Genomic DNA, 12,626 nt, shown 5'->3' with positions numbered 1-12,626 from the left:
CATAATTCTTGTAAACGCAGTCGTAATGCCACGTCAACAAACTAATTTACAGGACCATCTGATCATTCAGACGGCCCTGTAACGTAAACTAGCATTTATTTTCGTCTCCCTTCTATTTCCATCAATTTCTCGCGATTCTCATCAAGTTCTGCTGTAAGCTGTGACAGTAAATGAACCACGTTATTCCCACTCTCCACAGGGAACATAAACTCATGAGGCATAAAGATATCCAACTCCCAATATTCAGACTCCGTGTCCAAATCTATTTCTCCGGTCAGCAGCAAATCACACAAGCGCGAATAAAGTCCCCTTATACTCGACATATAATAAATAATATCGATAATTTCAATCTGCCCGCGAATGAACTCCTCTTTTCCCTCCTCACATGGGTCAATACTGCTCAACGAATAGAAAACATCATATACATCTGCAGTAAATTCCGGCCTCCCCAGCAACTCCTGCAGCTTAATATCATGTAGGCTAACGATGGCATTCATACAGGAGCTTATCTTATCTCTGGAATCCATAAGAATCAATGAACACTCATCGTCTAGTTTTTCCAATAAATCGTGTACCTCATCCGTGATATCATTTGTAGACATCACACCCTTCAAATTTGCATAAACTCCTTCCTGTGCAAGTTTGAAATGCTGACAGATCAATGCCAGACCAGAATAACCCAAAATACCAGCTACCAGTGGTACAATATTTTCAGTTTTATACTTAACTAAGTTTTCCATTTTATATTTTTTTTTAAATTTTTAAATCATTATCTGCATCAACTCTCTATTTATACCGCTTATCTTTCAGCTCTCTCAGAATACTCTGGATATCGTCCCATCGGTAAAAATAACCGCCACCAATTTTATTCTTCGTAAGAATACCTCTGTCTCTCCATCGCCTAATCGTACGGCTGCTCTTCTGAAAAAGCTTCGCCAGATCAGTTGAAGTGAGTAACTCTTTTTTCTTAAAACCTCTCATCGTTTTTATACTTAAATATTAAACAAAAACCCAATTAGCGATCAACAACTTTCCATGCCGCTTTCACCATATCGCACAGGAAAGCAACACTCAGCTCCCGTTGATCAAGGGAATCCAGGATAGAAAGCTTGTGCTCATAAAAACCTTTTGCATACTTTTCTTCGAAATCAAACTCCTTATGCTGATAAAGAAAAGCCATCGTGAAATACACATTACACATAAAACGATAGTATTCCATCACCTGATCCTCTGTGCACAGGAGTACACAACAAGGCCGGCCAGCCCATGCCTGGTCATAAAAATCCTTTGCCAGGGAATGGGTATGGTCATCCACCCTCGCTTCATAATCTACCCTATTGATCTGTCCATACAACCGGGAGACCTGAACAATCGTATCCAGCATCTTATTCACGATAAAGATCGGGTCCTCCTCACGTTTTATTTCCTCCCTGAATCCCATAGAAATTAAGAAATCTCTTTCATGCATTAAACGGACGCCAATTTCCGTTAAACTGTAAAGGGTAAATCCCATCACCTTGGGTATCAAATAGTTTATCTCTGCACTATTATATACTACTTTCATCAACTTGATTTTAATTTGATTACATACTATCTTATTCAGCATTTACTGCAATCCGGAAATTTGAGGATTCCGGATTTGCAGGTCATTTTGAGTAAGTCATTTTTTTTATGAAAATGAGGAGCAGTACCAAACACAAGGCGATCAGCCCTCCTATGATCCATGTATAACTGGGCGAACTTTTGGTATTTTTATTCTCCTCTATGGATTTATTTTTTATCAACTGTTCTCCCGTAGTTAACAATTCTGTTTTTTGCTGTTCCTCTACACCCACACTTTCCAGATGATTTCCAAGAGACCAGGAATTACCCAGAAGTTTCACACTATCCGCCTCCCCCTCAAAGCCTTTCTCAGCAGTAAAACTAAATCTGCCTTTGGGCCAGACCATGAATTGGTAAACCAATCCGGAAGAATCCTTATCGACAACAACATTCATCGTTTTTTTCAGATTCTCCTGCCCTTCCTGTATGTTGAATTTGGTTTTTGCTATAGCCTCCTGTTGGGATAAATCTTTTGTTTTAACCGTATTCCTGAACATTCCGCAGCCGTTTATGATTCCGCTCAACAGGATTAAACAAATGAACCAGGGCAAATCATACACTTTAATCATGGCAACTCCTCCTTCTCTCCTATCCAGTCAGCCATCCTGTAAATGGTTTTCAGGTGCCGGAGTTTTTTATACACCCCATCACCCTCGCGGCTGCCGTTTACATTGGTATTCCCCTCAACGGAAGTTATCCATTCGCCATCCACATTAGTAATGAGTCCTACATGGGCAATGCGCTGATATGATGCAAAGTAAATCCCCAGTACATTTCCGGGGAGTGCCGACCTGGCCAGGCGTGAAGAAGGAAACAGGTCTGGTGACCAGCCCGATCGCGGTTTACTGAATCCGGCTTTTGCAAAAATCCAGCTGACATAGGCAGCACACCAGGGCTGTCCCCTTTTCAGGTTCACACATTTCAGGTAAGCCTCTACCCTTTCTCCATCATTGTGCCCGGTTTTCTCCTTTACGCCCAACTCATCTGAAGCGATCTTCACTAGCTCCTTACGGCAATCGGACACCGCTATTAAGTCTTTCTGTTTTAGCAAATTGCGATTAAACACCCCAATGCTGCCGCTAAAAACAAAGCAAAGGATGCATAATAAAAACTTAGTTGCTGCCATATAGGAAGAACTTTAAATTGTGAAACCATCATTTCAATTGGGGGAAGCTGTAATACCAGCCAGAATTGTTGCATGAGCCACCAGCACAAGCCACAGATCAGCAGGAAGGTGATCAGGCTTAACAAGATCAGCAGCCAGATGCTCTGGTCTATATTTCCTGCTGTTTCATCTATCCGGTGAAGCCATTGCGGCAGAAAACACCAGGTCAGCAGTAAAAAAATAAACAGCAGCACAGGTACTGAAGGTTTAAAAATTGGAGTGTCCTCTCTCCGTACCCGCTCGTCGGGCAGATTAAAAAATTTCATATTCATCATTGCTATTGTTGAACTTGTAAAAAAGATATAGGTTGAAATGAAGCCTGGCAGCCCCCTTACAGCTACCAGGACTTCGAGATATATTACTTAGTCATGGCCCCTAAGCAATAAGCGTGTATTCGCCCAGGTACGTATCCCTGAAGACTGTTTTCCCGTCTTTAGACAAGAAGAACATCCATCCATGGATCTTATCCCCGACAAACATGGGGTGAAATTTCACAGTATGCTCTCCAGCTCCCCTAACCGCCAACCGGTTCCGGTTCATGAAGATTTTCGTGTTTTCACCATAAAACATGATCATGGCATAATCGGTATCACGTAATGCCCTCAGGGTTTCATCTGCTTCCTCTGACACTCCCCAGGTCATTTTCAATATTCTGCCGGCCACAGCTACCACTTCAGTATCAAATATTGAAGCCGCATTCACACTGGTCAGCCTCATTTTAGCAAAGTCCATACTGAAATTTGGTGATACGCCAGTTACCGCATTGTCAAGATGATAACGTACAGCCCTGTTCATTGGCGAGCTGGCATTACTGGAAGACTGGTAACCTACTTCAATTGTTGCCGCAAGGGCCGACATCAATTCTGTAACCATCTTAAATTTACTTCGCTGGTCAATCTGCGATTGCGCAGCTGGCTTTGACGATTTTTTTGGTTTTGATTTGACTACTTCCTTGTCACGGAAAGTACACAACACCACTGGCCCTACTGAGCCTGAAACACTTCCTAGTATTCCATTTCTAACGGTTCCCATTTTTTTAAAATTTTAAATGTAAATAATCTGTTAATTCAACGTCTCTACTACCGGTAGGTTAAATTCGTTGAGTCAAACGTACAGCAATAATTCATAATTACCTCATTTTCAGAACCCCGTGTCCAAACTTGTCCAAGCTTGTCCAAACTTGTCACCCCTCGCGGCTTTTTTAAGTGCTAAATTTTTAGCACATACTATCATAATTTTGCATCCCAAATCAGAATATTTTATGGAGAAAATATTTTTAATGAAATAAGTAGAATTATGCAAAACCTTATCCGTGTCATTTTAATCTCTTCAGCAATGACAAAGGAGTGACCTGCCGGAACATTAGCGCATCATACCTACTTCAAGTGGACAGCACAGTTGATGGACATTAGATACAGCAGTTAAGGTAAACTGCAAAAAGAAAAAAGCCTGCAACATCACCTGTGCAGGCATCTTTACGATCAGCATAAGTATTTTGCAGGTACATAATTAAGCTTTTGTAATTCCTTCTTTTTCAAACCTGGCATACCTCCCTTTCGGCTTTAAGTTTTTTATAGCTTTCTGCCTCTTTGGCAAGGGCATCAATTTTTTGTCCACACATCAGTTTCGTGAGGGCTACGAAAACAGAGACCCGGGTGTATAACTGCTCTGCGTCAGCCTCTTCTACCTGGAAATTGTCATTGTAACGAGCAGCGGAATAACTTTTGACCAGTATGTTGAATAACCTTTCGTCCTCAGGGGAAGAAAGGAACATTTTTAAGGGTGCAGGGGAAAAACAATTGCACAAAAGAAGGAGTCTATTCAGGTTATGGATATCACTTCGATAAGCCAGGTATACCTTGATCAATGCATTACAGCATTGCTCTACCGTTTGGTGCAACATAAACAGGCTGAGCTGGTAGCGTTGTTTCAGCTGGCATTCTTTGGCACTTTCTAAAAAGCCTGTTGCCAGTTGTATGCGATATGTGTAATGTTTGGTCGCTTTTACTGCTGCCTGTGTGGGAATGAAAGCAACCGAGGCCAATGGTTGTAAAAGGCCATCCTGGCTGTACAAGAGTTGTGCGCTACGAGAGATGTGAATAAAGAACCTATTGTTGTCATGAATGGAAGACAGGATCGTTTCCTTTCCATGTGCCAGGATGTGCACAGTTCCAAATTGACAATGGGCATTGGCGAAATCCTGTGCAGCATTTTCGATTCTGGTCATACTTTCAGTAACCATGAGCAAAAAATACTGGCATTTCTGTTCAGTTACCTCATCGGTAAAGGAACCTTCCTTATGGGTGAATTCCATGTGTTTTCCAAAGCAGTAGACTTGTAAGGGGTTAAATTTTTCAATCAACTTTTTGATGAAGGCTGCGAAATGTTCTTCCTGAGCTTGAACGGATGTAGTGGCTTTTACTTGCATATCGGTTGTTTTTGATGATGGATCAAAAATGCCGGCTAAGCCCGCTGTGTTCTACCAAATGTTCTGGTGTTTTACCAAAAGTTATTGATACTATACCAGCGTAAAAATAATTATATTTGTTCTTATGGAAACATCGACAAAATCTGGCAAAATGCACATAGGAAGAAAGATCAGGGGAATTCGTGAACTTCGCAATATCAAACAGGATTATTTGGCCGTTCAACTTGGAGTAAGCCAGCAAACGATTTCAAATATTGAGCAGAGCGAAGAGGTGGAAACTTCTACATTGGAAAAAATTGCAAAGGTTTTAGGAATTTCAGTTGAAGGGATTAAAAATTTCAGTGAAGAGGGCGTGATTAATTATTTCAACACATTCAACGATAGTAGTTCCAGTACTTTTAATAATCACTGTACCTTCAATCCATTGGACAAACTCATCGAAGTCATTGAAAAAAATGAAAACTTATACGAACGTTTACTGGCAAGCGAGCGTGAGAAAAATGAACTCCTGAAAAGATTGGACAAATAAAAAACGGAATGACCATACTGCCATTCCGTTTTTACGGAAAAAACGTTTAATCTATAACATCTCAACGTCACTCCATAAAATGCCTTTTAAAGATGCATGGCTTCTGTCTTGCTTTATCTCCTAAGAACTATTTTTAAATCTTCAAAATATTCCATAACTGAATTTTCTGCCTGATTATAAGAAATACTATCTTTAAATAAATCAGCCCGTAAGCTTCTGTATAGTTCTACCGCATTGGATACAGCTATTAGGAGAGATTCTTTATTATCCTGCGCCAATGTACCTCTCAAAAACTCAAAGTCAGAAATACTCAGAGTGGTCTCCACCCTACGTACACCGCGGGGCAAATTCTTATTTTTGATATGCAGTAGTGGACCAAAGACAACCATACGTAAATATCCCATAAAATCTAACGCTTCAAAATATTCACCCCTTCCAATTTTAAGTAAGCCATAGTGAACCCAAGTCCAAAACCGATCTTCAATCCATTGGAAATCGGGCATGGGAAATTCTGGTTGAGTCATATGAATTACAGTTTGTATTTCATTATTACGATCCAGCAGCACAACTGGGTTTTCAATTCTTTCACGAAGCTCATTAAGCGTCACGAATTTTATATCAACGTGCAGGAGTGGGTCGTCATATAGACAGATTAACAATCTCTTTTCTCCAACATGTTCCCCGGTAAATGCTGAAAGCAATTTTCCAAAACGACTGGCATATTCAAGCATTTTTGATTTATCAGCGTTCAAATTATCTCTAGTCACAACTACCAGGTCAAGGTCCGACCATTTGTCCATTTCATTAGTGAGCCACGAACCAGCCCCCGCCAATCCAATAATTGTCTGGTCATCTTTTAGAACCTCAACCACATTTTTTGCAAATTCTTTCTGCATTACCATTTAGTTTAATATGCTAAGATAGAAATACACTATTAACCAAAAGTGATTTTATCATTATTTTTAGGACAACCATTGACTGTAGGAATTCGTTGACGTATTAAACTCCAATTTCGATATTTGTCTGATGATTAGAAATATTGTAAAAAGAAAAGAGCCCAAAAAGCTAATGGTTCGAGCTTTCTATAGCCGGCTTTCCCCACCGGATGTAGAACCAAATTCTTCGTTTCCACGCGATACACGCACATTACAAAATGGCAAAAAATTAAAAATCCGAATACCTTTTGAATAACCAGTGTTAATCTAAAATTTTGTAGTGGTGTGTTTCAACAAAATAGATATTTAGAAGAAACTAACAATTATGGACTGAGCTGTAGATTAATTATAGAACCATTTTAAAGATTGAATTAGTTATCTTTGCCCAATTTTCTTTCTCTAAATGTCGAATTACAATGATTTTACCGATCAGGAGATAGCTGAGCTATTAAGGTCTGATGATGAACAGGCCTTCAAATTTTTGTATGATAAGTTTTGGGAGAAGATGTATTTTGTTGCCGCAAAACGACTCAACGATAAAGATGAGGCAGAAGAAGTTGTGCAGGATATTTTTGTAAATCTCTGGAACAGAAGAATTAAACTTATCATTAAAGTTAGTTTTGAGAGCTATCTCGCTGGTGCTGTCAAGTTCGAAGTTCTAAAGAAAAGAGCGGCGAAATTCAAAAAAGATAATATGATCTCGGATATTTCTGAGCAAAGTAAAGTCATTAAACACAACGATTCTAATCTCTATGATTTGCGATTGTTGGAAGATCAATTAATGCAAACCATTAATTCGCTACCGGAAAAATGTCAGGTGGTATTCACCATGAGTAGAAAAGAGGGGCTTTCTAACAAACAAATAGCCACACAGCTTGATATCAGCGAAAAAACAGTCGAAAAACATATTACTACCGCACTAAAGGTCATTAAAAAAAGATTTGGTAATTATTTTTACCTGATTTTAATCCTCAAGGGCATCATATAATCCCACTTATCCCCTCCTCTTTTTAAAAGAAAATACAATTAATTCAAAAACATGGTAGGGTTGTACCCATTATTTGTGGCTATATAGTTATAAGCACAAATAATGGACGAAAAAAGAATAGATTACCTTGCACATCAATTGCTGACACGAAAAATTAGCGCGACTGAGAGAGAGGAATTGGATGAATGGTATAACACTTTCGCAAGCTATGAGTTATATATATATTCAGCATTAAAAAAGCAACAATTTTCAGATAACTTATATCAGCAGATTACAAAAAAAATTGACATCACTCCCCGCAGAAGGGTCATCTATTATCGGTATGTTGGGATTGCAGCTTCATTACTTCTGGTATTATCAATTATATTTTATCGTGTATTTACAAATAAACAACATCGTCAGACTTTTGCCAATAAATCTTTAATAGAAATCAAACCGGGAAGCGATCGTGCGCAGTTGAGACTGGCTGATGGAAGAACATTAGATCTGGAGAAGGCAGCTGAAGGTGTGCTACCTACCGGGGATCAGTCAGTAAAAAAAGCAGGGAAAGGCCTTATTACCTATAGCGATTCAGAAAAGATTGCTGATGGATCTGATTATAACATCCTAAGTACCCCAAAGGGTGGAAAATTTAGTATTAAATTATCGGATGGAACCCTTGCTATATTGGATGCCTCATCATCCTTACGATACCCATCCCGTTTTACTGGGGCCAATAGAATGGTGGAAGTTAGCGGTCAGGTGTATTTTGAAGTTGTGCACAACGCTAAACAGCCATTTATAGTAAAGGCCGCCGGGCAGACTATCAGGGATTTGGGCACACATTTCAACATTAATGCTTATCCTCAGGAAAAAGGCGTCAAAACAACATTGGAAGAAGGTGCAGTGAGCGTCCAAGACGGTAAACATACCGTTTTTCTTAAACCAGGGCAGGCAGCATGGAGCAATAACAATACGGGAAACATCACTGTTGTTGAAGCGGATCTCGAAGAGGTATTGTCCTGGAAAAACGGCTATTTTAGATTTAATGACGAGCGGATAGGAAACATTATGTTACAGTTAAGTAACTGGTATGACATTGAAGTGAGCTACGCAGCCAATTTACCGGAAGATGGTTTTAACGGTACCATATCCCGATCAAAGAATCTGACTGAAGTGTTGGCAATGTTAGAGCGCACAGGCATTATTCACTTTAAAATTGAAGGAAGGAGGATCACGGTATTACCTTAGGCTTTACCCAAGCCATGATCCACAAAAAAACCATCCTGCGTGGAGGCAGAATGGCAATTATAAGGATCTCCCGAAATAATTCAACTAAACTATTCTAAGCGCATTATGCTGTAAACACGAGATGTTACCCAGCAGAAATGTATTAAATCCTTATTTACAAATGTACAAATTTTACAATGACATTAATAGATCGCCGCACAGCTGTCTAACCCACACATGGCGACTACAACCATGGCTCAAAGCCACCATCGTATTACTGATTATCTGTGTAACACAGGTTGGTGCCGCCAAAGCACAAACAGTAACACTGACAGAAAAGAATTCAAGACTTAGCACAGTACTTGAAAAAATACGGAAACAGACCGGATATGACTTTCTGTACACAACATCTATGCTGAAAGGCGCCAGTCCAGTCAATATTAGTCTAAAAAATGCCCCTTTGGAACGTGCGTTAACCAGTATATTTTCTAACCAACCTCTACAATTTTCAATTAAAGACAAATCTGTAGTCATCTCAAAGAGAGCCACGTTAACATACACGGTAGTGCATCCCACGCTTCATGGGGTGATATATGATGAAAACAACAAACCCTTGCCTGGGGCATCAGTAAGAATTGATGGTCTTGAACAACCAGCGGTGAGTGATCATATCGGTGTTTTCTTTCTCAAAGATCCACCTTCTAATGGGAATCTTATAGTGTCTTACCTGGGGTTTGAAACTGACACCTTAGCTATTGCCGGACGTCAAGAGATCAATGTCCATCTCAAAATGGCCAACTTCAACATGAAAGAGGTAGTTATTGTGAATACAGGTTATCAGAAATTAAATAAAGAACGCGCAACCGGCTCGTTTGGTAAGCCGGATATGAAAATCTTCAACGACCGGGCCGGCACAACAGATATTGTCGGCCGGATGGAAGGACTTGTAGCCGGTATGACGGTTAAACCTACTTTCATGGTGCAAAATTCCCGTTACGGCACAGGTCAGAGTCAGGAGAGTATCATCCGCGGCCAAAGTACCGTGCAACTAGGTTATAATCCCATTTATGTAGTCAATGGTGTTCAGGTGGAAAATCTAAGCATGCTTAATACTGATGATGTTGCAGATATCTCAGTATTGAAGGATGCCTCTGCAGCAGCCATATGGGGGGCCAGGGCAGCAAACGGGGTAATCGTTGTCACTACTAAAGGCGGTCGAGCAGGTGAGAAAGTGAAATTTAATTACTCTGGTTATATTACCACTCAGAACAAACCTGATTTTAGCTATGGCCGATACATGAACAGCAGCCAGCTCATTCAGGCTTCACGCGAGATTTTTGATCCGGTAGCTATTCCCTGGAATACCCTATCCAATGCAGCACTCGCCCCTCATGAACTAATTTTATATAATCAGAACCGTGGTCTGCTTTCAGCATCCCAGGCAGACAGTAAGCTTGATAGTCTTGCCTCGATAGACAATAGACAGCAAATTAAAGATATATGGTATCGCAATTCCTTTACAACGAACCAAACAATATCAGCTTCGGGCGGAAGTCAGTTTTATAATTTTTACAGCTCACTATCGTATTTAAAAAATCATAGCAATCAACCTCGTGCTTCAGACAATACTTACCGTATGACGCTGAACCAGACAATAAATCCTACCAAATCAATCAGGTTGTCACTTCATACAATTATAAGCAATAATATTACATATGGAGTATCACCGGCGAGCGTAAGCCTTGATTTTGTGCCTTATCAACTTTTCCGGGATGCGGCTGGTAATCCGCTTAATATGAATTTTGTTCAGGGTTTGTCGGATGTAACGCGTCTGGATTATCAGGCCAGGAGCCGTATAAATCTTGATTACAATCCATTGAATGATTTGAATTCAACTTCTATGAAAACAAATCAATTGACCATCAACACTACAGCAGATTTAGGCGTAAAAATAATAAAAGGATTAAGCTTCAACGGGACCTATGGTTATCAGAAATCCCCAGGTACAACTGCTAAATATGACGACGCCAGTCTCTATTCTATGAGGAGGGATTTATTGAATTACACAGTTGCCCGTAGTACGGCGAGCCTACCGATATACTATTTACCAACTACCGGAGGCAAATATACCCGGGGATTAAATGACAATTACAGCTGGACCGTACGGAATCAGTTGATGTACAGTACCAGATTCCGAAATGATAAAGATGAACTTAATCTGCAGGCCGGCCAGGAAATGCAGGAGCAATATCGCAGTACAGAAACTACTATTGCACGCGGATATGACCAGGTTTTAAAAACCACTACCCTGATTGATTACAATACCTTGGCTCAGGGAATTTTTGGCACAGTTGGGTCATTTAGAAGTGTCCTTAATGAGTTACCCTACAGACAAATATTTGAGCGTACACGGTACCGCTCTTATTTTGGACTGATGAGCTACAGCTTCGATAGTAAATATGTGCTTGATGCCAGTATCAGAAGGGATTACAGTAACCTCTTCGCATCAGGAAGTTCCTCACAGAAAAAGCCGGCCTACAGTTTTGGAGGTAAATGGTTAGCATCCAAAGAAGAGTTTATGAAGTCACAAACCTGGATTGATAACCTGGGGCTTAGGGTAACCTATGGTATTACTGGTAACTCACCTTATCTCACAGCCGGATCAATGGTTGATATCCTGACTACCGAAATTGATAATACCTACGGTAATTCATTATATATCACTGCTGCTAAAAATGACAAACTAAATTGGGAAAGTACACATACTTTCAACACTGGCGTCGATTTTGGCATCCTAAAAGGGCGTCTGAGCGGAAGTATCGATTACTATAAAAAGAATACAACAGACCTAATTGGCGTGGTACCAGTTAATCCGTTCAGCGGTTCTAATAATACCACAGGAAATATTGGAAACGTAACTAATGAAGGTTTTGAGTTTAGCCTGCGATCAATCAATTTACAGACTTCGTCCTTCAGCTGGAACACAAACTTAGTGTTTAGTTATAACCAAAATAAACTGAAATCCTATTCCGTAATTGATCCCTCCCAATTTACTGCCTCGAACCGATTAAATGCCGTAAACGTTGTCGGATTCAGCAGTCCATCCTTGTTTGCGTATCGTTACGCAGGCCTGGATAATATGGGAGACCCGCAGATTAAGCTGGCTGATGGAACTATTACCAAAGCTTACGATGCCGCAGGAGCAGATGACCTGGTCTATATGGGTACCACCCAACCAAAATTTAATGGAGGTTTGAGCAATACCGTTCGTTACAAGAATATTTCACTCAGTGCAAATATGATATTTAATCTTGGTGCTGTGATGAGACGCGATGTAAACGATTTTTATACAGGTCTATTATTTCGCGATGGGACAGGTTTTGTCGGCAATCTGAATGAAGACTTCAACTTAAGATGGAAAACTCCCGGCGACGAATCATTTACCAATATCCCGTCCTACGTAGCCAGCAGGGGAATTTCAGGAAGCCGGAGAAACACGATGTATTATACCTATGCTGATATCAATGTAGTCAGTGCCTCCTATGTCAAATTGCGTGATATCACACTATCCTACGATTTTACGGCACGTGTGCTGAATGCCATTCATTTAGATGCCGCAAGGTTATACGTGCAAAGCGGCAATTTTATGATTTGGAAAGCAAATCAGTACAATATTGATCCAGAATTCCAATCCTTTACCACAGGTAAACGCATTATCCCGGCATTCACTCATCCAATTACTTTTGGCGCCACCGTAACTTTTTAACAAG

The 12,626-nt window shown here is 40.2% G+C and carries 13 protein-coding genes; 4 read left to right on the top strand and 9 right to left on the bottom strand.

All coding sequences use genetic code 11. The annotated features are described in order from the left end of the window. Positions 1-95: 95 nt before the first annotated feature. From ACSBL2_RS11895 to ACSBL2_RS11860, 8 genes are all read right to left on the bottom strand, one after another. Positions 96-740, bottom strand: coding sequence for a hypothetical protein (locus ACSBL2_RS11895; protein WP_442591919.1), 645 nt, complete (start codon positions 738-740; stop codon positions 96-98). 46 nt (positions 741-786) lie between these two features. Then, positions 787-981 carry a helix-turn-helix domain-containing protein gene (locus ACSBL2_RS11890; protein ID WP_442591918.1) on the bottom strand — a complete coding sequence of 65 codons (195 nt, stop codon included), beginning with the start codon at positions 979-981 and terminating at the stop codon, positions 787-789. Between the two features lie 34 nt (positions 982-1,015). Continuing rightward, on the bottom strand, positions 1,016-1,564 hold the full coding sequence (locus ACSBL2_RS11885) for a hypothetical protein (protein WP_442591917.1): 549 nt from the start codon (positions 1,562-1,564) through the stop codon (positions 1,016-1,018). An 82-nt stretch (positions 1,565-1,646) separates the two neighbouring features. Continuing rightward, positions 1,647-2,099, bottom strand: a complete 453-nt coding sequence (locus tag ACSBL2_RS11880) for a hypothetical protein (RefSeq protein ID WP_442591916.1) — start codon at positions 2,097-2,099, stop codon at positions 1,647-1,649. 68 nt (positions 2,100-2,167) lie between these two features. Continuing rightward, entirely contained in the window at positions 2,168-2,653 is a 486-nt protein-coding gene (locus ACSBL2_RS11875; protein WP_442591915.1) for a CHAP domain-containing protein, read from the bottom strand. Beyond that, entirely contained in the window at positions 2,647-3,033 is a 387-nt protein-coding gene (locus ACSBL2_RS11870; RefSeq protein ID WP_442591914.1) for a hypothetical protein, read from the bottom strand. Before ACSBL2_RS11870 ends, ACSBL2_RS11875 begins: the two co-directional genes overlap by 7 nt. A 109-nt stretch (positions 3,034-3,142) precedes the next feature. After that, positions 3,143-3,799 (bottom strand): DUF6266 family protein, encoded by a 657-nt coding sequence (locus ACSBL2_RS11865; protein ID WP_442591913.1) that lies wholly within the window; start codon positions 3,797-3,799, stop codon positions 3,143-3,145. Between the two features lie 502 nt (positions 3,800-4,301). Beyond that, complete coding sequence (locus tag ACSBL2_RS11860) at positions 4,302-5,195, bottom strand: HEPN domain-containing protein (RefSeq protein ID WP_442591912.1); 894 nt, start codon at positions 5,193-5,195, stop codon at positions 4,302-4,304. 124 nt (positions 5,196-5,319) lie between these two features. On the opposite strand from ACSBL2_RS11860, the gene ACSBL2_RS11855 reads away from it, so the two are divergent. After that, positions 5,320-5,724 (top strand): helix-turn-helix domain-containing protein, encoded by a 405-nt coding sequence (locus tag ACSBL2_RS11855; protein ID WP_442591911.1) that lies wholly within the window; start codon positions 5,320-5,322, stop codon positions 5,722-5,724. A 113-nt stretch (positions 5,725-5,837) separates the two neighbouring features. Here ACSBL2_RS11855 and ACSBL2_RS11850 read toward each other — a convergent pair whose 3' ends face one another. Then, positions 5,838-6,620 carry an aminoglycoside 6-adenylyltransferase gene (locus ACSBL2_RS11850; RefSeq protein ID WP_442591910.1) on the bottom strand — a complete coding sequence of 261 codons (783 nt, stop codon included), beginning with the start codon at positions 6,618-6,620 and terminating at the stop codon, positions 5,838-5,840. 442 nt (positions 6,621-7,062) lie between these two features. Between ACSBL2_RS11850 and ACSBL2_RS11845 the strand changes: the two genes are divergently transcribed. The 3 genes from ACSBL2_RS11845 (at position 7,063) to ACSBL2_RS11835 (ending at position 12,622) form a co-directional block, all read left to right on the top strand. Further along, positions 7,063-7,647, top strand: coding sequence for an RNA polymerase sigma-70 factor (locus ACSBL2_RS11845; RefSeq protein WP_442591909.1), 585 nt, complete (start codon positions 7,063-7,065; stop codon positions 7,645-7,647). 102 nt (positions 7,648-7,749) lie between these two features. Then, positions 7,750-8,877 carry a FecR family protein gene (locus tag ACSBL2_RS11840; RefSeq protein ID WP_442591908.1) on the top strand — a complete coding sequence of 376 codons (1,128 nt, stop codon included), beginning with the start codon at positions 7,750-7,752 and terminating at the stop codon, positions 8,875-8,877. Positions 8,878-9,037: 160 nt separating this feature from the next. Then, positions 9,038-12,622 (top strand): SusC/RagA family TonB-linked outer membrane protein, encoded by a 3,585-nt coding sequence (locus ACSBL2_RS11835; protein ID WP_442591907.1) that lies wholly within the window; start codon positions 9,038-9,040, stop codon positions 12,620-12,622. Positions 12,623-12,626 lie beyond the last annotated feature (4 nt).

It is taken from the genome of Pedobacter sp. AW31-3R, from assembly GCF_052180285.1.
In the GTDB taxonomy this organism is placed as follows: domain Bacteria; phylum Bacteroidota; class Bacteroidia; order Sphingobacteriales; family Sphingobacteriaceae; genus Pedobacter.
The sequence above is the reverse complement of the archived record's forward strand: the minus strand, read 5'-3'. Positions and strand labels throughout refer to the sequence as shown.